Here is a 21,999-nt window from a genome sequence, read left to right on the forward strand (position 1 = left end):
CCCCCCGTACCTCTGGGTAGGCCCATCGCGCGGACGGGGCAGCTTTCCCCCTAGCCCCGTCCGCGCACTTCTCCGCCCTCCCCCTCACTCACCCCTCACTTCCGCCTGCGCTCCTTCCCCGCGCCCGGTCCCGCTCGCTACAGTCCGTCGCATGACGCGTGAGTCCGAGTCGGGCAGGCCGATCGATCCGGTATACGGCCCGGAAGCTCTCAAGGGCTGGGATCCAGCCGAAAAACTCGGCACCCCGGGCGGCTATCCGTACACCCGCGGTGTCTATCCCTCCATGTACACCGGACGGCCCTGGACCATGCGCCAGTACGCCGGCTTCGGCACCGCCACCGAGTCCAACGCCCGCTACCGGCAGCTGATCGCCAACGGCACCATGGGCCTGTCGGTGGCCTTCGACCTGCCCACCCAGATGGGGCACGACTCGGACGCGCCGCTGGCGCACGGCGAGGTCGGCAAGGTCGGGGTCGCCATCGACTCGATCGACGACATGCGGGTGCTCTTCGACAGCATCCCGCTGGGCGAGGTCTCGACCTCGATGACCATCAACGCCCCCGCGGCGCTGCTCCTGCTGCTGTACCAGCTGGTGGCGGAGGAGCAGGGGGTGCCGCCGGAGAAGCTCACCGGCACCATCCAGAACGATGTGCTCAAGGAGTACATCGCGCGCGGCACCTACATCTTCCCGCCCAAGCCCTCGCTGCGGCTGGTGTCCGACATCTTCCGCTACTGCCGGGCGGAACTGCCCAAGTGGAACACCATCTCCATCTCCGGCTACCACATGGCCGAGGCCGGGGCGACCCCCGCGCAGGAGATCGCGTTCACCCTGGCCAACGGCATCGAGTACGTGCGCACCGCCGTCGCCGCCGGGATGGCCGTGGACGACTTCGCGCCCCGGCTGTCGTTCTTCTTCGTGGCGCGCACCACCATACTGGAGGAAATCGCCAAGTTCCGGGCCGCGCGCCGGATCTGGGCTCGCGTCATGCGCGAGGAGTTCGGGGCTACCAACCCCAAGTCGCTCATGCTGCGCTTCCACACCCAGACCGCCGGGGTGCAGCTCACCGCGCAGCAGCCCGAGGTCAACCTGGTGCGGGTCGCGGTCCAGGCGCTGGGCGCGGTGTTCGGCGGCACCCAGTCGCTGCACACCAACTCCTACGACGAGGCGATCGCGCTGCCCACCGACAAGTCGGCCCGGCTCGCGCTGCGCACCCAGCAGGTCCTGGCGTACGAGACGGATGTCACCGCCACCGTCGACCCGTTCGCCGGGTCCTACGTCATGGAGTCCATGACGGACGACGTGGAGAGCGCCGCGCTCGAACTGATGGCGCGTGTGGAGGAGCGCGGCGGGGCCGTGGCCGCCATCGAACAGGGTTTCCAGAAAACGGAGATCGAGCGCAGCGCGTACCGCGTCGCCCTGGAGACGGACGCGGGGGAGCGGGTGGTCGTCGGCGTCAACCGGTTCCAGCTCGCCGAGGAGGAGCCGTACGAGCCGCTGCGGGTGGACCCGGCGATCGAGGCGCAGCAGGCGGACCGGCTCGCCGCGCTGCGGGCCGCCCGCGACCAGCCGGCGGTGGACGCGGCGCTGGCCGCGCTGCGTACGGCGGCGGCCGACCCGGCGGCGAATGTGCTCTACCCGATGAAGGACGCGCTGCGGGCCCGCGCCACGGTCGGCGAAGTCTGCGACACGCTGCGGGAGGTGTGGGGGGCGTACGTGCCCTCGGAGACCTTCTGACCCTGCCGCCGGTGTGACAGCTGGTGCGGGAGGTACGGAAGTTGAGGACGGGCGGGCGGCTCGGCCGCGCCGCGCGGAAGGACGGCGTGCCGGTGGATAGGATCCGTGCCCTGAGATCCCCTCACGAAAGGTGACTTGACGGCTACCGTGCGCACCGTCGCGCGCGGGCGCCGTGGCTCCACCGCCCGCACGACCGTGAAGGCTTCCGATGGCACGTCCTCCGTCCACTCCGGCACTGTGGCCCGTGGCCATGGTCGTCCTGCCGTGCGCGGTCGCCGCCACGGCCACCGGACTTCTCCCGGCCGGACACCCGTGGGCGCCGGTGGCCGGCGGAGCGGGCGCCGTTCTCGCCCTCGGCCTGCTGGTGCCGCTGTGGCGCGCCTACCGGGCCACCACCGGCGAACTGGTGCGGGCGCGGGCCGAGGTGGCCCGGCGCAAGTCCGAACTCGCCCGCCGCGACAGGCAGTGGCGCGGCTACACCGGGCGGCAGTCCGCACTGCTGCGCGAGGAGTGCGCCCATCTGCTGGCGGACCGGCTGCCCACCGTCTTCGCCGGCGGCGAGGTGCCGCCCGCCAAGTACCGCGGCCAGCTGCCGCCCGCCGTGGTCAGCGGATTCGACCGGCTGATCGAGGACATCGCCGAACGGCTCGCCGACCGCGACACCGCGCAGCGGATGGCCGTGGTGGCGCTGGCCGGCCGGGTGCAGACCTCCGCGCACCGCATCCAGTGCGCCGTCACCGCACTCGCCGAACGGCACGGCCACGACCCCGACGTCCTGGAGACGGCGATGGGCGTCGACCACGCCGCCACCCAGCAGGCCCGGCACGCCCAGAGCCTGAAGGTCCTCGGCGGCGAATGGCCGGGCCGGGCCGGCGACGAGCCGCTGGCCCTGGTGGACGTGGTACGCGCCGCCTCCGGCCGGATCGTCGCCTACCGGCGGGTGCAGGTCGCCGGGGAACAGGAGGTGGGCGCCGCGGCCCGGATCACCGAACCGCTGATCCACCTGGTCGCCGAACTCCTCGCCAATGCCACCGAGTGCTCCCCGCCCGGCACCGTCGTCCCGGTGACGGTCCGCACCGTGCAGCGCGGCGCCGTCATCGAGATCGACGACGGCGGGTCGGGCATGGACGACAACCGCATGGGCCGGGCCCGGCAGGTGGTCTCCGGACGGCGGCCGGTGGCGCTGGCGGACCTGGGGGAGGTGCCGCGCACCGGGTTCGCGGTGGTGGGACGGTTCGCCGCCCGGTACGGCTTCCAGGTCGATCTGTCGCACTCGCCCTACGGCGGGGTGCGGGCCGTCGTCCTCGTCGGACGCGACGACCTGGTGACGGTGGCGCCGCTGGGCCCCGCACCGGCGCCGTCCCGCTCCCCGGCCCCCGTCCCGCCCCCCGCGCCGGCCCGGCGGGAACTCGCCCCGCCGCCGGGCCCCCCGGCCGTCCCCGGGCCGCCCCGTCCCCGGACGGAACGTTCCGGCGGACCCCGGCATGCCCGCACCGCCGACCCCGGACCCGACCCCGTACCGCCGCCGCTGCGCCCCTCCGGCCTGCCGCAACGCGCCTCCCGCCGCGGCGAGCCACCCCCCGCACCGCCCCGGAGCACCGGCGAGCCACCCCCCGCGGCCGCCCACCCGCAGCCCACCCCGGAGGAGGCCGGGGAGTGGATGGCGGACTACTTCGCCGGTGCCGGACCCGACGCCCCCGAACCCCCGAAAGGCTGACCGCGCATGAAGTACGTCGAAAGCCCGGAAGAACAGGGCTGGATGATCTCCGAGGTGGCCGCCGTCCCCGGTGTGCGGCATGTGATCGTCTTCAGCTCGGACGGTCTGCTGCTCGCCAGCTCGGGCGACATCGACCGCGACAGCGCCGACCGGCTCGCCGCCAACTGCGCGGGGCTGCACTCCCTCGGCCGCAGCCTCGGCCGCGAGTTCGGCGCCGAGGAGGGCACCGTCCACCAGCAGATGGTCGGCTACGACGGCGGCTACCTCTTCCTGCGCAGCGCCCACGGCGCCCATCTCGCCGCCGTCACCGGACCCGCCGTCGACCCGCGCCAGGTGGCCCGGCAGATGCGGTCCCAGATCATCAGCATCGGCGCCGCCCGGCTCAGCAGCCCGGCCCGGCTGAACGCCTGATCGCCCATGACCGGCAACGGCGGGTACCGTGACAGCGCACTGCGGCCCTATGTGATCACCGGGGGGAAGTTCCGGCCGAGCCGCGCCGCACTGGGGGTGGAGACGCTGCTGCTGCGCGCGGAGACGGCCGGACCGCTGCCGGTGACGGCCACCCGGGAGAGCCGGGCCCTGGTGCGGATGTGCGAGCGGCTGCTGTCCCTCGCGGAGGCCGCCGCCCATCTCAAGCTGCCCCTCAGCCTGGTGAAGGTGCTGGCCTCCGAACTCGTGGACGCGGGTTACCTCGTGGCGCGCTCGGGCATCCCGCAGGCAGCACGCCCCGACATGGAATTGCTCCAGGAGGTACTCGATGGACTCCGCAGACTCCGCTGACCGGTACGTACCGGACTCGGTGCGCCAGGCGGTGAAGGTGCTGATCGTGGGAGCCTTCGGGGTCGGCAAGACCACACTGGTCGGCTCGGTCAGCGAGATCGAGCCGCTGCGTACCGAGGAGACCGTCACCGGGGCCGCCGTCGGCGTCGACGCGCTGGCCGGCGTCGAGGACAAGCGGACCACCACCGTCGCCATGGACTTCGGCCGGCTCACTCTCAACGACCGCCTGGTGATGTACCTCTTCGGCGCCCCCGGTCAGCGCCGCTACTGGGGCATGTGGGACGGGCTGGCCGAGGGCGCCCTCGGCGTCCTGGCCGTGGTGGACACCCGGCGGCTCGCGGAGAGCTTCGAGGTGCTGGCCGAGCTGGAACTGCGCGGGCTGCCGTTCGTGGTGGCCGTCAACCGGTTCCCGGACAGCGAGGACCACCCGGTCGCCGAACTGCGCGGCGCGCTGGACCTGACCGGCGACACCCCGGTGGTCACCTTCGACGCCCGCGACCGCGCCTCCTCCATCGACGCGCTGATCACCCTCGTGCAGTCCATATCCGGCGGCGCCACCGGCCCGGCGGGCACCGAGGGGACGGATCACCCGGACGAGGCAGCGCGCGGCCCGGTGGCGTACGCGCCCCGCCAAGGTGAACGCCTGCCGGCCGAGAGGTGAACTCCACCTGACCCGTAACCCAGTTGGCCGTGCGGTGCCGATCCGTTCACCCTCTGTTGGTCATCAGTTGTCCCCCTCCTAGAGCGCGCTGCCTAGGTTCCCTGATGTGCCAGATGCTTCCCCCCACGACCCGCCCCGCGTCGCCGTCCTCGCGGACTCCGACACCCGGTGGAAATGGGGTGCTCACACCGCCCGCCGGCTGGTCCCCGGCGCGGCCCCCCAGGGCTACCTGCTGCGCGGCCGGGCCACCCCCACCGCCCGGCAGCTCGCCGAGACCGGAACCGGCGCGGACCAGGTCCGCGAGATCACCGCCGCCGGCTTCCTGACCGAACTGGGCCGCGGCACCCACCAGGTGCTCGTCCTCGCCTGTGTCGGCGGCACCGTGCAGGCCCTGCTGCACGCCCTCGCCGATGTGTGGAAGGGCAACGACCGGCGGCCCGTGGTGGTCACCGGCTACGTCGGCGTGGTTTACGAGAAGCTCACCGACGGGCTGCTGCTGCGGCACGGCGCCGATGTGGTGCTCGCCAACAGCCCCTACGACCTGCGCCGGTTCCGCGCCGTGTACGAGGGGGTACGGGCGGACGCCTCCGCCGTCACCGAGTGCGCGCTGCCGTTCCTCGGCGGCGAGCGCTACCGGCCGCCGGCCCCCGGCACCCGCCCCCACCGGGTGGTGTTCGCCGTACAGCCCTCCGTCCCCGGCAGCCGCGCCGACCGCTCCTACCTGCTGGAGCGGGCCATGGCCCACGCCCGCCGGCACCCGGACCGCGAGGTGATCGTCAAGCTGCGCAGCCGGCCGGGCGAACAGACCACGCACGTCGAGGAGCTGCCCTACCAGCGGCTGGCCGAACGCGCGGGGGACCGGCGGCCCGCCAACTTCTCCCTGGCCTACGGCAACATGGGCGAGGTCCTGGACACCACCGACCTGCTGGTGACCGTCTCCTCGACCGCCGCCCTGGAGTCCCTGCACCGCGGCATCCCCACCGCCGTCCTCACCGATCTCGGCATCCGCGAGCCGCTGGGCAACCACTACTTCACCGGCTCCGGCTGCTTCGCCTCCTGGGACGAACTCGACGCCGGCCACCGGCCCGAGCCCGATCCCGCGTGGCTGGCCGACCAGGGCCTGGCCGCCGACCCGGAAGCGGCCTGGGGACCGGCCCGCGACCGGCTCGCCGCCCTGCTGGACGCGCCGCGCCCCGCCCTGACCCCGTACTACACCCGGCGCACCGCCCCCGGCTATCTGCCCGGCATCCTCGCCCGGCACGACACGGCGGCGCCCGCCGGCTCCCACCGGCTGCTGCGGCAGGCCGCCCGCGCCACCTACCGCACCGCGGCCCAGCGGATCGCCCCGATCATCCGGCGCTGGGGGCAGCTGTGACCCGGCCCGGCACCGACCACCCCGCCCCGCTCACCGACCCGTCAGGTCCGACCGACAGCGAGAGCCACCCCATGCCCAACGTCCTGGCCGTCATACCCGCGCGCGGAGGCTCGAAGGGGGTCCCCGGCAAGAACCTGGCGCCCATCGCCGACGCCCCGCTGGTGGTCCGCGCCGTCCGCGCCGCCCGCGCAGCCCGGCTGGTCGGACAGGTCGTGGTCTCCACCGACGACCCCGGCATCGCCGCCGTCGCCCGCGCCGCCGGCGCCGGCGTGGTCGAGCGCCCCGCGCGGATCTCCGGCGACACCGCCACCAGCGAGGCCGCCGTCCTGCACGCCATGGACACCGTCGAACAGCGCGAGGGCACCGCCCTGGACGTGGTGCTGCTGGTCCAGTGCACCAGCCCGTTCGTCACCGCCGACGACCTGGACGGCGTGGCGGGCGCCGTACTCGGCGGCGCCGACAGCGCCTTCACCGCCGCCCCCTTCCACGGCTTCGTCTGGCGCGAGGGCGAATCCGGCGGCCACGGCGTCAACCACGACAAGGCGTACCGCCCGCGCCGCCAGGACCGCCCGCAGGACTGGCTGGAGACCGGCGCCGCCTACGCCATGCGCGCCCCCGGCTTCCGTACCGAACGCCACCGCTTCTTCGGCCGCACCACCCTGGTGCCCGCCGACCCGGCCCGGGTCCTGGAGATCGACGACCCGCACGACCTGGACCGGGCCCGCGCGCTGGCCCCGCTGCTGGACGGCACCGCCGGCCGGCTCCCCACCCGCGCCGACATCGACGCGGTGGTCATCGACTTCGACGGCACCCAGACCGATGACCGGGTGCTGATCGACTCCGAAGGACGGGAACTGGTCGCCGTGCACCGCGGCGACGGCCTCGGCATCGCCGCCCTGCGCCGCGCCGGGCTGCCGCTGCTGATCCTGTCCACGGAACAGAACCCGGTCGTCGCCGCCCGGGCGCGCAAACTGCGCATCCCGGTCCTGCACGGCATCGACCGCAAGGACCTCGCACTCAAACAGTGGTGCGAGGAGCACGGCATCAACCCGCAGCGCGTGCTCTACGCCGGCAACGACGTCAATGACCTGCCCTGCTTCGGCCTCGTCGGCTGGCCGGTGGCCGTCGCCGGCGCCCATGACGTCGTCACCGCCGCCGCCCGCGCCGTCACCACCGCCCCGGGCGGATACGGCGCGATCCGCGAGATCGCCTCGTGGATCCTCGGAAAGGAACTCAGCACCTCATGACCACCAGCAACCGCCTCCGTCAGCTCGGCGACCGCGTCGTGGGCCCCGGCCGCCCCGTGTACGTCACCGGTGAGATCGGCATCAACCACAACGGCGACCTGGACAACGCCTTCGCCCTGATCGACGCCGCCGTCGAAGCCGGCTGCGACGCCGTCAAGTTCCAGAAGCGCACCCCGGAGATCTGCACCCCGCGCGACCAGTGGGACATCGAACGCGACACCCCCTGGGGCCGGATGACCTACATCGACTACCGGCACCGCGTCGAGTTCGACGAGGACGACTACGCCGCCATCGACGCGTACTGCAAGAAGCACAACATCCACTGGTTCGCGTCCCCGTGGGACACCGAGGCCGTCGCCTTCCTGGAGAAGTTCGACGTGCCCGCCCACAAGGTGGCCTCCGCCTCCCTCACCGACGACGAACTGCTGCGCGCCCTGCGCGCCACCGGCAAGACCGTCATCCTCTCCACCGGCATGTCCACGCCCGAGCAGATCCGGCACGCCGTCGAGGTCCTGGGCTCGCAGAACATCCTGCTCTGCCACGCCACCAGCACCTACCCGGCCAAGGCCGACGAGCTGAACCTGCGGGTCATCAACACCCTCCAGGGCGAGTACCCCAACGTCCCGATCGGCTACTCGGGACACGAGACCGGCCTCCAGACCACCCTGGCCGCCGTCGCGCTCGGCGCCGTCTTCGTCGAGCGGCACATCACCCTGGACCGCGCCATGTGGGGCTCGGACCAGGCCGCCTCCGTCGAACCGCAGGGCCTGGCCCGCATGGTGCGCGACATCCGCACCATCGAGGAGTCCCTGGGCGACGGCGTCAAGAAGGTGTACGACAGCGAGCTGGCGCCGATGAAGAAGCTGCGGCGCGTCAAGGGCGTGGTCGCCGAGGCCGGCGAGCGCGAGCCCGCGACCGTCTGACCGGCCGCGACACCTCAACCGAAGGGCGACGAAGATGACGACCGACGACACGCTGGCGTTCGCCGAGAGCCCGGTCCAGCTGCTCAACATACTGGAGTGGGCCCACATCCACCCCGGCCCCCGTACGGTCGTCATCCTGCCCCCGCACGACCCCACCTCCCGGGGCCAGCTGCGCCGGATGGCCCAGCTGGCCCGGGACGAGGGGCACCGGGTGCTGTGGCAGGAGGCACGCGGCGGGGCCCTGAAGCCCTCCCGCGCCCTGGCCGCCCTCGCCGGGCCGCTGCGCCGGGCGCAACTGCTGCTCATCGGGGACCCGTTCTCCCGCTATCTGCAACTGCTGCTGTCCATGGCCAGACGCTGCGACATCGTCGTGGTGGACGACGGCACCGCCACCATGGAGTTCACCGCGCAACTGGCGCGGGGCGAACGCCTGGTGCGCTGGCACCGCGCCGCACCCTCCGGCGCGCGCGCCGCGCTGTTCGCACCGGTCGCCAAGCGGGCGGTGCGGCGGCTGACCCCGGCCACCGGGGTGGGCGTGGAGGTGTTCACCGCGATGCCGGTGGATCCCCCCGAGGGCGTGGCCGTCACCGCCAACACCCTGGCCTGGACCCGGGACCGGTTCGGCCCGCCCCGGGTCGCGGACGGCGCCGACCTGGTCGGCACCTCCCTGGTGGAGACCGGGGTCCTGCACGAGGACCGCTATCTGGCGGCCGTCGCCGATCTGGCGGAACGGCACGCGGTGGCCCGCTACTACGCGCACCGCAAGGAGAGCGCCGAGAAGCTGCGCCGGGTGGAGCGCGAGGCGGGCCTGGAGATCGTCCGCCCCGACCTGCCGCTGGAACTGGTGGCGCGGCGCGGCCCGGTCGGCTCCAAGATCCTCAGCTTCCCCTCGACCGTGGTGCACACCCTGCCGCTGGTGCTGTCGGACACCGGCACCGAGATCGTGGTGTGCGACGTCTCGCCCGGCTGGTTCACCGACCGGGTGACCGAGCGGGCCAGCGGTTTCCTGTCCGCCGTCACCAGCACCGCGCGCGGTGCCCACGGGCTGAGCTTTCTCCCCGCCCCTCGATGAGGGGCGCCCCGAGACCCCGCCGCCGGATCAGAAGAAATAAAAAACAGTCATACCCAGTCAGTTGCGACCGTACGCGTTCCCGGCATGTGAAATCTCCGTGAGCGGCGCCGTTCCCGCGGCGAAACAGCGATAGTGTCGGATGCGTGAGTCAACAGCTGTCACCGGAGTCCGCCGGTGTGCTGAGCGATGCCCTGCGGCGCGAGCTGGTCGCGTTCCGCCGGGATCTCCACATGCACCCCGAGCTGGGCCACCAGGAGGTCCGTACCACCGCCGTCGTCAAGGAGCGCCTGGAGCGCGCGGGGCTCGCACCCCGCGTCCTCGACTGCGGCACAGGTCTGGTATGTGACATCCGCCCCGCCGGTGACGCGGGCCGCCTGCCGCTGCTGGCGCTCCGCGCCGACCTGGACGCGCTGCCGATCCCCGACACCAAGACCGTCGCGTACCGCTCCACCGTGCCGGGCCGCGCGCACGCCTGCGGCCACGACGTGCACACCACCGTGGTCCTCGGCGCCGGCCTGGTGCTCGCCGGGCTGGCCGCGCGCGGCGCGCTGCCGCAGCCGGTGCGGCTGATCTTCCAGCCCGCCGAGGAGGTGCTGCCCGGCGGCGCCACCGACGCCATCGACTCCGGGGTGCTGGACGGGGTGGGCCGCATCCTCGCGCTGCACTGCGACCCGAAGGTCGACGCCGGCCGCATCGGGCTGAAGACCGGCGCCATCACCTCCGCCTGCGACCGGCTGGAGATCCGGCTCACCGGCGACGGCGGCCACACCGCCCGCCCGCATCTGACCACCGACCTGGTCACCGCCGCCGCCCGGGTGATCACCGACGTGCCGGCCCTGCTGGCCCGCCGCGTCGACACCCGCGCCGGGCTCGCCGTCACCTGGGGCCGGCTCACCACCGGGCACGCCTCCAACGTCATCCCGCAGCGCGCCGAGATCTCCGGCACCATGCGCTGCCTGGAGCTGAGCGCCTGGCGGGCCGCCAAGGACCTGGTCGAGGAGGCGGTCGGCGAGGTCGCGCGGCTGCACCAGGCCAAGTACGAGATCGACTACATCCGGGGCGTCCCCCCGGTGGTCAACGAGGAGACGACCACCGCCCTGCTGGCCGCGGCCATGACCGAGCGGTTCGGCGCGGGCTCCGTGGAGCCCACCGAGCAGAGCCTGGGCGGCGAGGACTTCTCCTGGTACCTGGAGCAGGTGCCCGGCGCCATGGCCCGGCTCGGGGTCCGCGTCCCCGGCGACGGCGAGCGGCCCGGCGCCCCGCCGCGCGACATCCACCAGGGCGATTTCGACGTGGACGAGTCCGCGATCGGGGTCGGTGTGGAACTGCTCACCACCACCGCGCTCCTGGACGCTGCCGAGCGCCCCTGAGCGCCCCGGCGGCGCGACAGGACAACCGGCCCGGGTATCCGGCGCACCGCCCCGGGTGCCCGGGCCGGCACCCGGCGCAATGTTGCGTACCGATTGCGTTCACGACGATCTGATAACGGGACCTTAGCCCGGCTTTACCCCACATCTACGCGCGTTACGATCCCTGCAACAGCGCCGTAAGAGGCGCTTTCAGAACCGAAGGGATCGTCCTCTTGCGCCGCGCCTCCAAGCTCGCAGCCTCGGTCGCCGTCACCGCGGCCCTCGCTCTGACCGCCACCGCGTGCGGTGAGAGCTCCACCTCGTCCAACAACTCCGGCTCCGACGCGAAGGGCGACGCCGGTGTCGGCCTCGCCTTCGACGTCGGCGGCCGGGACGACCACTCCTTCAACGAGTCCGCAGCCCGCGGCCTGGACCGCGCCGAGGAGGAGCTGGGCATCTCCTTCAAGGAGATGACCGCCAAGAACGACGAGACCGAGGCCGACCGCGAGCAGCGGCTGACCTCCCTCGCCGAGAACGGCTACAACCCGATCATCGGTGTCGGCTACCTCTACGGCAGCTCGATCGAGAAGGTCGCCGCCCAGTACCCCGACATCACCTTCGGCGTGGTGGACTCGGTCGTCGAGGGCGACAACGTCTACAGCATGGTCTTCTCCGAGCACGAGGGCTCCTACCTCGCCGGGGTGGCCGCCGCGCTGAAGACCGAGAGCGGCCAGGTCGGCTTCATCGGCGGCGTGAACAACCCGCTGATCAACAAGTTCGAGGCCGGGTTCGTCCAGGGCGTCCTCGACACCAACGAGAACGAGGGCACCGACGTCTCCGTGGACGTCCAGTACCTCTACGAGGACAACGACGCCGGCTTCAACGACGTCGCCAAGGCCCGCGAGACCGCCGACGGCATGCTCGGCCGCGGCGCGGACATCATCTACACCGCCGCCGGCCAGTCCGGCCAGGGCTCCATCGAGACCGTCGCCGGTGTCGAGGGCGCCTGGGCGATCGGCGTGGACTCCGACGCGTACGAGCAGCCCGGCCTCGCCGAGTACAAGGACTCGATCCTCACCTCCGTGGTCAAGGGCGTGGACGTGGCCGTCTTCGACCTGATCAAGTCCGTGCAGGACGGCGAGCCGCTGAGCGGCCCGCACTCCTACAACCTGGAGGAGGGCGGCGTCTCGCTGGCCACCTCCGGCGGGTTCATCGACGACATCTCCGAGCAGATCGAGGCGGCCAAGGCCCGTATCGTCTCCGGTGAGGTCACCGTCCAGGAGACCCCGTAAGACAGTGACGGCCGCCCCCGGCGGGGCGGCCGTACGGGGCCGGTGGGGGAGCGATCCCCCACCGGCCCTCCGCGTCGCTATCACCGTCCCGCGCGAGGAGAGTGCGCCATCCCAGCCTCCAGCAGCTCCCCCGAGCCCAGCGGCACCACCCCGGCCGTTGAGCTGCGCGGGATCACCAAACGCTTCCCCGGCGTCGTGGCCAACCACGACATCGACATCACCGTGCGCAAGGGCACCGTGCACGCCCTCGTCGGCGAGAACGGGGCCGGCAAGTCCACGCTGATGAAGATCCTCTACGGCATGCAGAAGCCGGACGAGGGCACCATCACCATCGACGGCGAGCAGGTCTCCTTCGCCACCCCCGCCGACGCCATCGCGCGCGGCATCGGCATGGTGCACCAGCACTTCATGCTCGCCGACAACCTCACCGTCGCCGAGAACGTCGTCCTCGGCGCCGAGAAGCTGCACGGCATCGGCGCCGGCGCCCGCGCCCGCATCAAGGAGATATCCGACGCCTACGGCCTCGGCGTGCGCCCCGACCTGCTGGTCGAGGAGATCGGCGTCGCCGACCGGCAGCGGGTGGAGATCCTCAAGGTCCTCTACCGGGGCGCCAGGACCCTCATCCTGGACGAGCCCACCGCCGTCCTGGTCCCGCAGGAGGTCGACGCCCTCTTCGGCAACCTCCGCGAGCTGACCGCCGAGGGCCTGACCGTCATCTTCATCTCCCACAAGCTGGGCGAGGTGCTGTCCGTCGCCGACGACATCACCGTCATCCGGCGCGGTACGACGGTGGCCTCCGTCGAGCCCGCCGGCGTCACCCCCAAGCAGCTGGCCGAGCTGATGGTCGGCTCCGAACTGCCCACCCCGGAGACCCGCGAGTCCACCGTCACCGACCGCCCGGTCCTCACCGTCTCCGGGCTGCGGCTGTCCGGCACCGACTCCGACGGGGTACGGCGCGACGTGCTCGCCGACGTCGGCTTCACCATCCACGCCGGCGAGGTGCTGGGCATCGCCGGTGTCGAGGGCAACGGCCAGGCGGAACTCGTCGAGGCGATCATGGGCATCCGCACCGCCGACGAGGGCACCGTCACCCTGGACGGCGCCGACATCACCCGGCACCCCACCCGGCGCCGCCGCGAGGACGGCATCGGCTACATCCCCGAGGACCGGCACCGGCACGGGCTGCTCCTGGAGGCCCCGCTCTGGGAGAACCGGATGCTGGGCCACGTCACCCAGCGCCCCAACAGCAAGGGCCCCTGGCTGACCGCCCGGGACGCCCGCGCCGACACCGAGCGGATCGTGCGCGAGTACGACGTGCGCACCCCCGGCATCGACGTCACCGCGCGCTCGCTGTCCGGCGGCAACCAGCAGAAGCTGATCTTCGGCCGCGAGATGAGCCACGCGCCGAAGGTGCTGATCGCCGCCCACCCCACCCGGGGTGTGGACGTCGGCGCCCAGTCGCAGATCTGGGACCAGATCCGCGCCGCCCGCCGCGAAGGGCTCGCGGTGCTGCTGATCTCCGCCGACCTGGACGAACTGATCGGCCTCTCCGACAGCCTCCGCGTCATGTACCGCGGCCGGCTGGTCGCCGACGCCGACCCCGCCACCATCACCCCCGAGGAGTTGGGCACCGCCATGACCGGCGCCGCCACCGGCCACCTCGCGGGCGACGCCGCGACGGAGAACCCGTCATGAGCGCCGCGTCCGCCGTGACCGCCCGGATCAAGAACATCGACCGGGAGAAGATCGTCCTGGGCGTGGCCGCCCCGCTGCTGGCGATCGTCACCGCCGTCGTCATCACCTCGCTGGTGATGCTGGCCACCGGACAGAACCCGTTCCAGGCGTTCTCCGTGATGATCGACTTCGGCACCAAGAGCGACAGCCAGGTCTGGATCATCAACAAGGCGATCCCGTACTACCTGTCCGCCGTCGCGGTCGCCATCGGCTTCCGGATGAACCTCTTCAACATCGGGGTCGACGGCCAGTACCGGGTCGCCGCCTTCTTCGCCGCCGCCGTCGGCGGTGCGCTGGCGCTGCCCGGCATCGTGCAGATCCCGGTGATCATCCTCACCGCCATGCTGGTCGGTGCCCTGTGGGCCGGGATCGCCGGCTACCTCAAGGCCACCCGGGGCGTCAGCGAAGTGATCACCACGATCATGCTGAACTTCATCGGCGGCTCCCTCATCGGCTACTTCCTGAAGGAGGGCCGGCTCGCCGAGCGCGAGGGGAACCTGATCCACACCAAGGACATCCCCGACTCCAGCTACTTCTTCGAGATCCCCACCAGCGTCCAGCCGATCTACGGCACCATCGTGATCGCCGTCGCGGTCGGCATCGGCTACTGGTTCCTGCTCAGCCGCACCCGCTTCGGCTACGACCTGCGGGCGGTCGGCGCCTCCGAGTCCGCCGCCGAGGCGTCCGGGGTGTCCGTCAAGCGCACCGTGATCACCACGATGCTGCTCTCCGGAGCGGTGGCCGGCCTGGTCGGCATGCCCACCCTGCTGAACATCTCCGGCAACTACGGCAACGACTTCCCCACCGGCATCGGCTTCACCGGCATCGCCATCGCCCTGCTGGGCCGCAACAGCGCGATCGGCATGGCGTTCGCCGCGCTGCTGTGGGGCTTCCTGGAGCGCACCGGCAACCAGCTGGAGTTCGAGGGTTACGCCCAGGAGATCGTCGGCGTGATGCAGGGCGTGATCGTGCTGTCCGTCGTCGTCGCCTACGAACTCGTCCGCCGCTGGGGCATCAAGCGCCAGCAGCGTTTCGTCGGAGAACAACTCGCCGCCCAGGCCCAGGCACGGAAAGACGCGGAGGTGACGGCGTGACCACCACCGTGGAGACCCCCGCCGGAAAACCCGAGGGCGACCAGCGCAAGGGCAGGGCCGAGGCCGGCTCGCGCCGTCGGCTGACCTACCCGAAGGTCCTGCTGCTGATAGCGGCGGGCCTGGTCCTGCTGTCCGTGGTGCGGATGGTGACCGGCGCCGACTCGCTCACCGCCACCAGCCAGTGGTCCAGTGCCCTCAGCTTCGCCGTCCCGATCGGCCTGGCGGGCCTGGGCGGCCTGTGGGCCGAGCGCGCCGGTGTCGTCAACATCGGGCTCGAAGGCATGATGATGCTCGGCCTGTTCGCGGCCGGCTGGATCGGCTGGCAGTACGGGCCCTGGGCCGCGGTGCTGGCCGGCATCGTCGGCGGTGTGCTGGGCGGTCTGGTGCACGCGGTGGCCACCGTCACCTTCGGTGTGGACCACATCGTCTCCGGTGTCGCCATCAACATCCTGGCGCTCGGTGTGGTGCAGTTCCTCGCCAAGCTGTGGTTCGGCGCCGAGGGCAGCGAGGCCAAGCTGAACGGCGGCAACGACAAGCAGTCCCCGCAGATGGAGGTGCTGGAGCCGTTCTCGGTGCCCGGCGTCGCCGACTGGCTGGGCAGCCTCGCCGACAAGCGCTGGTTCCTGATCTCCGACCTGGCCGGCATCGTGCGGGCCGGCGTCAACAACGTCTCGTGGCTGACGCTGCTGGCCGTGCTGCTGTTCGCCGGCACCTATCTGGTGCTGTGGAAGACCTCCTTCGGGCTGCGGCTGCGTTCCTGCGGCGAGAACCCGCAGGCCACCGAGTCGCTCGGCGTCAACGTGTACGCGTACAAGTACATGGCGCTGGCGGTCTCCGGCGGTCTGGCGGGCCTGGGCGGCGCGTACCTGGCGGTGCTGATCCGCATGTACCAGGACGGCCAGACCGGCGGGCGCGGCTATCTGGGCCTGGCCACCATGATCTTCGGCAACTGGCGCCCCGGCGGCGTCGCCACCGGCGCCGGCCTGTTCGGCTTCATGGACGCGCTCCAGACCCGGGACGGCGGGGCCACCGTGCACGCCACGCTGCTGCTGTTCGCGCTCGCGCTGGCCGGGGTCGCCCTGTGGCAGCTGTGGCGCGGCAAGCGGCTGACGGCGCTGGTCGTCGCGGTGGTCGGAGCGGCGCTGTGGATCTGGTACGCCACCACTGACACGATGCCGCTGGAGCTGGTGAGCGCCAGCCCGTATCTGACGACGCTGCTGGTGCTGACCCTGTTCGCCCAGCGGTTGCGGACCCCGAAAGCGGTGGGCAAGCCCTACCGGAGAGGCGAGGGCGGCTAGATGGCGGACGCACCGGAGGTGGACTGGGAGGCGCTGCGCGAGCGGGCCAGGGAGGTCATGGGCCGGGCGTACGCCCCCTACTCCCGCTACCCGGTGGGTGCCGCCGCCCTCGTGGACGACGGCCGTACGGTGGTCGGCTGCAATGTGGAGAACGCCTCCTACGGGGTGGGCCTGTGCGCCGAGTGCGGCCTCGTCTCCACGCTGCACGCCACCGGCGGCGGCCGGCTCACCCACTTCACCTGCGTCAACGGCAAGGGGGAGATCATCACCCCCTGTGGCCGCTGCCGGCAGCTGCTGATGGAAAACGGCGGGCCCGGGCTGCTGGTGGACACCCCCACCGGCGGCATCCGGCCGCTGTCCGATCTGCTCCCCGAATCCTGGAACTTCTGAACCCCATGAGCCACGACGCCATCACCGTCATCCGTGCCAAGCGGGACGGCGGCACGCTGACCTCCGACCAGATCGACTGGATCATCGACGCCTACACCCGGGGCGAGGTGGCCGACGAGCAGATGTCGGCGCTGGCGATGGCGATCCTGCTGAACGGCATGGACCGGGCCGAGATCGCCCGCTGGACGGCGGCGATGATCGCCTCGGGGGAGCGGATGGACTTCTCCTCCCTGCCGCTGCCGACCACCGACAAGCACTCCACGGGCGGGGTCGGCGACAAGATCACCCTGCCGCTGGCCCCACTGGTCGCGGCGTGCGGCGCGGCCGTACCGCAGCTGTCCGGGCGGGGCCTGGGCCACACCGGCGGCACCCTGGACAAGCTGGAGTCGGTGCCCGGCTGGCGGGCCCGGCTGTCCAACGACGAGATGCTGGCGGTGCTGCGCGAGGCGGGCGCGGTGATCTGCGCGGCGGGCGACGGGCTGGCCCCGGCCGACCGCAAGCTGTACGCGCTGCGCGATGTGACCGGCACGGTGGAGTCGATCCCGCTGATCGCCTCCTCGATCATGTCGAAGAAGATCGCCGAGGGCACCGGCGCGCTGGTGCTGGACGTGAAGGTCGGCTCCGGCGCGTTCATGAAGACGGAGGCCGACGCCCGCGAACTGGCCGAGACCATGGTCGGGCTCGGCACCGACCACGGGGTGCGGACGGTGGCGCTGCTCACCGACATGTCCACGCCGCTGGGCCTGACCGCCGGGAACGCGCTGGAGGTGCGCGAGTCGGTCGAGGTGCTGGCGGGGGGCGGCCCGGCCGATGTGGTGGAGCTGACGCTGGCGCTGGCCCGGGAGATGCTGGACGCGGCCGGGCTGACGGACGCCGACCCGGCCCGGGCGCTGGCGGACGGCACCGCGATGGACCACTGGCGCCGGATGATCCGCGCCCAGGGCGGCGACCCGGACGCCCCGCTGCCGGTGGCGCGCGAGACGCAGGTGCTCACCGCGCCCGCCTCCGGCACGCTGCGGCGGCTGGACGCGTACGCGGTCGGGGTGGCGGCGTGGCGGCTGGGCGCGGGCCGGGCCCGCAAGGAGGACCCGGTGCAGGCGGGCGCGGGCATCGAACTGCACGCCAAGCCGGGGCAGCCGGTGGTGGCGGGCCAGCCGCTGCTGACGCTGCACACGGACACCCCGGAGCGGTTCCCGGCAGCGCTGGAGGCGCTGGCGGGCGACGCGATCGAGGTGAGCGACGCGGCGGGCGCGGCGCAGACGGTCCCGGCGACGATCCTGGACAGAATCGCGTAAAGCCCGCCAAGATCCGCCGGACAGGCCCTAACACCTTCACCGGTATGTGGTCAACCCTTTGCCATCATCGTCAACGATGGTGTGTACCCTGAGGGACGGTCTTGACGGAACGGCACGGTGGGAGGTGTGGCTGCGATGCGCAGTGAACCCCCCAGTCACCATCCGCCGCGCCGCGCCGGTCCGCCGCCCAGGTAGCCATGGCCTCCCCTGGGGCGACCGGCGTGTGCGCGCCCTGAGCCTGCCGCCTGTTCGCGCCGAACCTTCCCAGGGGGACCTCCCGTCATGACGCATCTGCCTGCCCTGATCGAGGACCACGACCTCGCGGGCGCCCTCGAATGGCTGGAGACCCAGCCGCCGTACGCCATCGCCGACGAGCTGGCGCGGATGGACGCCGTCAAGTCCGTCATCAGTTTCCGGCTGCTCGACAAGGACCGGGCGCTGGAGGTCTTCGAGGAGCTGGACCCGGTCGACCAGCAGCAGATCCTCCAGGGGCTGCGCGACCAGGCGTTCCGCGAGCTGGTGGAGCACATGGACCCGGACGACCGGGCCCGGATGCTGAAGGAGGCGCCGGCCAAGGTCGCGCAGCGGGTGCTGGCCGGGCTGAGCGCGCACGAGCGGCAGATGACGGCCGCGCTGCTCGGCTATCCGGAGGGCTCGGTCGGCCGCTACATGACGCCGGAGACGGTGGCGCTCCAGCAGGACCTGACGGTGGCTCAGGCGCTGGAGACGGTACGGCGGCGCGGGGCGCGGGCGGAGACCATCTACACGCTGCCGGTGGTGGACGCCGGGCGCCGGCTGACCGGCATCGTGGAGCTGCGCGAGCTGGTGCTGAGCGAGCCGGAGACGATGGTCGCGGCGCTGGTGGTGACCGAGGCACCGAAGGCGCGGGCGACCGAGCGCGCCGAGGACGCGGCCCGGCTGATGCGCGAGACGAATGTGCTCGATCTGCCGGTGGTGGACAGCGAGGACCGGCTGGTGGGCCTGCTGACCAGCGACGACGCCTTCGAGGTCATCGAGGCGGCGGACACCGAGGACGTGGCGCGGCAGGCCGGTGCCGAGCCGCTGGAGCGGCACTACATGTCGGCGAGCGTCTTCCAGCTGTCCCGCACCCGGGTGATGTGGCTGATGCTGCTGCTGGTGGCGGCCATTCTGACGGTGATGGTGACCCGGGCGTTCGAGGGCGAGCTGGAGTCGGTGACGCAGCTGGCGCTGTTCATCCCGCTGCTGATCGGCGCGGGCGGCAACGCGGGCGCGCAGGCGGCCACGGCGGCGGTGCGGGCGCTGGCGGTCGGCGAGGTGCGGGTGTCGGATCTGCTGAAGGTGATCTGGCGCGAGTGCCGGACGGGCCTGTTGCTGGGGTCGATGCTGGCGGTGGTGGGGCTGCTGGTGGGCTCGCTGTTCGTGGGCTGGGACGTGGCGGCGGTGATCGCCCTGACGCTGATCGTGATCTGCGCCTGGGCCTCGACGGTGGGCGGCACGATGCCGCTGCTGGCGAAGCGGCTGCGCATCGACCCGGCGGTGGTCTCGGCGCCGATGGTGACGACGCTGGTGGACGCGACCGGGCTGGTCATCTACTTCTCGATCGCCAAGGTGATCCTGGGCATCTGAGCCGGGTTCGTGCGGCGGGTCCGGAACCGGGGCGGGGGCGCGTGGCGTCGTGTCATGCGCAGGAGAAGGAGCCAGCACACATGAACAACGGCTACGGCGGTTACGGCGGCGGCTACGGGGGCCCGCCGCCCGGGTACGGAGCACCGCACGCCCCTCAGCCGTCTCCGCGGCGCGACAACACACTGAAGGGGACGCTCGGTACGGCGGCGGCTTTCGTGGCGCTGGCGGCGATCGTGATCCCGATCGGGATGAACAGCGACAGCGGCGGGGGCCCGGACGCGGGCGCGCTGCCCGAGGCGCCGAGCCTGGAGCTGCCGGACGGCGCGGACCTCGGCGCGGACGGCGGCGGGTTCGGCGACCCGGCCGGCCCGGACGGCGGCGGGGGCGGGGAGGGCGGCAGTACGCCGATGGATCCGCTCTCGGAGGCGTTCTTCGCGGTGCAGGCCGGGGACTGTCTGGCCAACTACCAGACGGACAACAGCGGCACCTGGAACGACGAGACGCCGCAGCGGGTGGACTGCGCGGCGGACGACGCGTATCTGAAGGTGACGCAGACCACCGGGGACTACGAGATCTGCGACGACGGCTGGGTGAGCAACGGCACCACCTGGAACCACTCCTGGACGGACGAGGAGACCTGGGAGACGACGAGTCACAATCTGTGCGTGGTGCGGCAGTACCGGGTCGGTGAGTGTCTGATGTCGGAGCAGTCCGGCAGCGGCGACAGCGCGGTGATGACCACCGGGCTGATGTCCGCGATCAACTGCTCGGCCGCCCAGGTGCCGGCGCCGTACAACCAGATCATGCAGGTCAGCAGTGTGCCGGCGGCGAACGGCGACTACTCGGGCGATGTCTGCCGGCAGGGAGCGAACGACTACAACACCTACTGGTACCAGAACCTGGACGGTGGCGACGGCGACGTGCTCTGCATGACGGTGTACGGGAGCTGAGCGTCCGTACGGCCCGGTCGGGTCCGGTCCGGTCCCGTTCAGCGTCCGCCGGGGGCGCCGAGCGGGACCATCGCGTCCCTGACCTCCGACAGCAGCAGCCGCATGGCCTCCTCGGCGTCCTGGTGCCGGGCGTCGGCGACGGCGAGGGCGACCGCCTCGTGCAGGTCGAGCGCTTCGGGGACGGGGCGGTCGGGCATCAGCCCGAGCTGGGTACGGCCGCGCAGCACGGCGGCGACCACGTCGGTGAGGGCGGCGAACATCTCGTTGCCGCTGGCCCGCAGCACCAGTGAGTGCAGCTCGACGTCGAGGTCGTTGAACGGGTCGAGCCGGCCGGCCTCGCCCAGCGGGCGCATGGCGGTGGCCAGTTCGACCAGCCGGGCGCGTTCGGCGGCGCCCGCGTGCCGGGCCGCGGCGGCGGCGGCCAGCGGCTCGACGGCGATCCGCAGTTCGGTGAGCGAGCGCAGCTGGGAGTCGCGCCCGGGGCCGGCGAGCCGCCACCAGATGACGCGGGGGTCGTAGACCTGCCAGGAGGCGGTCGGCCGCACGGTGATGCCGACCCGGCGGCGGGAGACGACCAGCCCCTTGGACTCCAGGAGCCGCATGGTCTCGCGGGCGACGGTGCGGGAGACGTCGAAGCGTTCCTGGATGGTGTCCAGGGTCAGGACGCGCCCCTCCTCCAGCACGCCGGAGGTGATCTCCAGGCCGAGGGTGTCCAGCACCGAGTGGTGTTTGGACTCGCCGTTGCCCGTGCCGTTGCCCCTGTTGTGCTCGCTGTTCATCCCCACCCCGGAAGCCTATCCCGAGGCCATGCGCGGCCGGTGACCCACCGCAGGCGGAGAGGTACGCACCGCCATGGCGCTGTGAGGTGCGTCGCGGGGACTTCCCCTGCCCGAAAGATTGGTGTTACCTTTCCGCTCAATTGGTAACACCTTTCAGTGAGGAGAGGCCGATGTCGCCGACCGCACTCGTGGTCATGGGAGTCTCGGGAGCCGGCAAGACCACCGTCGCCGGACTCCTCGCCGACCGCTTGAGCTGGCCCATGGCGGAGGCCGATCTGCTCCACCCGCAGGCCAACATCGACAAGATGGCGGCCGGCACCCCCCTCACGGACGCCGACCGGCTCCCCTGGCTCGGCATCATCCGCGACTGGATCACCGTCCGGGCCGAACAGGGCGAATCCGCCGTCGTCGCCTGCTCCGCGCTCAAGCGCGGCTACCGCGACCTGCTGCGCGAGGCCAACGCCCGCGTCCGCTTCGTACACGTGGCCGGCACCCGCGAGCTCATCGCCGGACGCCTCCACCTGCGCACCGGGCACTTCATGCCGCCGTCCCTGCTGGACTCCCAGTTCGCCGACCTGGAACAGCTCCAGGACGACGAGGACGGCGTCACCGTCGATCTGCGCCGCACCCCCGAGCAGATCACCGACGACGCGCTGGCCGCCCTCGGCCTGCGCCCCGCCCCCCAGGGCTGACCCCGGGC

20 protein-coding genes are annotated in these 21,999 nt (G+C 72.3%); 19 read left to right on the forward strand and 1 reads right to left on the reverse strand.

The window, feature by feature from the left end:
* The first annotated feature begins 151 nt into the window (after positions 1-151).
* From BM385_RS24845 to BM385_RS24930, 18 genes are all read left to right on the forward strand, one after another.
* Positions 152-1,735 (forward strand): acyl-CoA mutase large subunit family protein, encoded by a 1,584-nt coding sequence (locus BM385_RS24845; RefSeq protein WP_019431502.1) that lies wholly within the window; start codon positions 152-154, stop codon positions 1,733-1,735.
* Between the two features lie 250 nt (positions 1,736-1,985).
* Entirely contained in the window at positions 1,986-3,452 is a 1,467-nt protein-coding gene (locus BM385_RS28325; protein WP_093844427.1) for an ATP-binding protein, read from the forward strand.
* Between the two features lie 6 nt (positions 3,453-3,458).
* Positions 3,459-3,863, forward strand: a complete 405-nt coding sequence (locus BM385_RS24855) for a roadblock/LC7 domain-containing protein (protein ID WP_093844428.1) — start codon at positions 3,459-3,461, stop codon at positions 3,861-3,863.
* Positions 3,864-3,869: 6 nt separating this feature from the next.
* Positions 3,870-4,232, forward strand: a complete 363-nt coding sequence (locus BM385_RS24860) for a DUF742 domain-containing protein (RefSeq protein WP_019431499.1) — start codon at positions 3,870-3,872, stop codon at positions 4,230-4,232.
* The gene (locus BM385_RS24865) at positions 4,210-4,893 is read left to right on the forward strand and encodes a GTP-binding protein (RefSeq protein ID WP_019431498.1); all 684 of its coding nucleotides are present in this window, start codon (positions 4,210-4,212) and stop codon (positions 4,891-4,893) included. Before BM385_RS24860 ends, BM385_RS24865 begins: the two co-directional genes overlap by 23 nt.
* Before the next feature lie 106 nt (positions 4,894-4,999).
* Entirely contained in the window at positions 5,000-6,268 is a 1,269-nt protein-coding gene (locus BM385_RS24870; protein WP_093844429.1) for a DUF6716 putative glycosyltransferase, read from the forward strand.
* Between the two features lie 71 nt (positions 6,269-6,339).
* Complete coding sequence (locus BM385_RS24875) at positions 6,340-7,515, forward strand: acylneuraminate cytidylyltransferase (RefSeq protein ID WP_026047024.1); 1,176 nt, start codon at positions 6,340-6,342, stop codon at positions 7,513-7,515.
* A complete protein-coding gene (locus tag BM385_RS24880) occupies positions 7,512-8,438 on the forward strand; it encodes an N-acetylneuraminate synthase family protein (protein ID WP_019431495.1) in 927 nt (308 codons plus the stop codon). Before BM385_RS24875 ends, BM385_RS24880 begins: the two co-directional genes overlap by 4 nt.
* Before the next feature lie 34 nt (positions 8,439-8,472).
* The gene (locus BM385_RS24885; protein WP_019431494.1) at positions 8,473-9,510 is read left to right on the forward strand and encodes a hypothetical protein; all 1,038 of its coding nucleotides are present in this window, start codon (positions 8,473-8,475) and stop codon (positions 9,508-9,510) included.
* A 143-nt stretch (positions 9,511-9,653) separates the two neighbouring features.
* Positions 9,654-10,880, forward strand: coding sequence for an amidohydrolase (locus BM385_RS24890; RefSeq protein WP_026047023.1), 1,227 nt, complete (start codon positions 9,654-9,656; stop codon positions 10,878-10,880).
* A gap of 212 nt (positions 10,881-11,092) precedes the next feature.
* The gene (locus BM385_RS24895) at positions 11,093-12,151 is read left to right on the forward strand and encodes a BMP family lipoprotein (RefSeq protein WP_019431492.1); all 1,059 of its coding nucleotides are present in this window, start codon (positions 11,093-11,095) and stop codon (positions 12,149-12,151) included.
* 42 nt (positions 12,152-12,193) lie between these two features.
* Positions 12,194-13,846: an ABC transporter ATP-binding protein gene (locus BM385_RS24900; protein WP_078575708.1), complete on the forward strand. Its 1,653-nt coding sequence runs from the start codon at positions 12,194-12,196 to the stop codon at positions 13,844-13,846.
* Entirely contained in the window at positions 13,843-14,979 is a 1,137-nt protein-coding gene (locus BM385_RS24905; protein WP_019431490.1) for an ABC transporter permease, read from the forward strand. Before BM385_RS24900 ends, BM385_RS24905 begins: the two co-directional genes overlap by 4 nt.
* Positions 14,976-16,277: an ABC transporter permease gene (locus BM385_RS24910; protein ID WP_019431489.1), complete on the forward strand. Its 1,302-nt coding sequence runs from the start codon at positions 14,976-14,978 to the stop codon at positions 16,275-16,277. The genes BM385_RS24905 and BM385_RS24910 overlap by 4 nt, the downstream gene beginning before the upstream one ends.
* Complete coding sequence (locus BM385_RS24915; protein ID WP_019431488.1) at positions 16,278-16,667, forward strand: cytidine deaminase; 390 nt, start codon at positions 16,278-16,280, stop codon at positions 16,665-16,667. It begins immediately after the preceding gene.
* Between the two features lie 5 nt (positions 16,668-16,672).
* Positions 16,673-17,962 (forward strand): thymidine phosphorylase, encoded by a 1,290-nt coding sequence (locus BM385_RS24920; protein WP_093844430.1) that lies wholly within the window; start codon positions 16,673-16,675, stop codon positions 17,960-17,962.
* 282 nt (positions 17,963-18,244) lie between these two features.
* Positions 18,245-19,570 (forward strand): magnesium transporter, encoded by a 1,326-nt coding sequence (gene mgtE, locus BM385_RS24925; RefSeq protein ID WP_093844431.1) that lies wholly within the window; start codon positions 18,245-18,247, stop codon positions 19,568-19,570.
* Positions 19,571-19,650: 80 nt separating this feature from the next.
* Positions 19,651-20,520, forward strand: a complete 870-nt coding sequence (locus tag BM385_RS24930; RefSeq protein ID WP_019431485.1) for an LppU/SCO3897 family protein — start codon at positions 19,651-19,653, stop codon at positions 20,518-20,520.
* Between the two features lie 38 nt (positions 20,521-20,558).
* On the opposite strand, the gene BM385_RS24935 is transcribed toward BM385_RS24930, so the two are convergent.
* Positions 20,559-21,299 (reverse strand): FadR/GntR family transcriptional regulator, encoded by a 741-nt coding sequence (locus BM385_RS24935; RefSeq protein ID WP_019431484.1) that lies wholly within the window; start codon positions 21,297-21,299, stop codon positions 20,559-20,561.
* A gap of 170 nt (positions 21,300-21,469) precedes the next feature.
* Here BM385_RS24935 and BM385_RS24940 point away from each other — a divergent pair, with 170 nt between their 5' ends.
* The gene (locus BM385_RS24940; protein ID WP_019431483.1) at positions 21,470-21,991 is read left to right on the forward strand and encodes a gluconokinase; all 522 of its coding nucleotides are present in this window, start codon (positions 21,470-21,472) and stop codon (positions 21,989-21,991) included.
* Positions 21,992-21,999 lie beyond the last annotated feature (8 nt).

The sequence above is a fragment of the Streptomyces harbinensis genome (assembly GCF_900116145.1).
Lineage (GTDB): Bacteria > Actinomycetota > Actinomycetes > Streptomycetales > Streptomycetaceae > Streptomyces > Streptomyces carpaticus.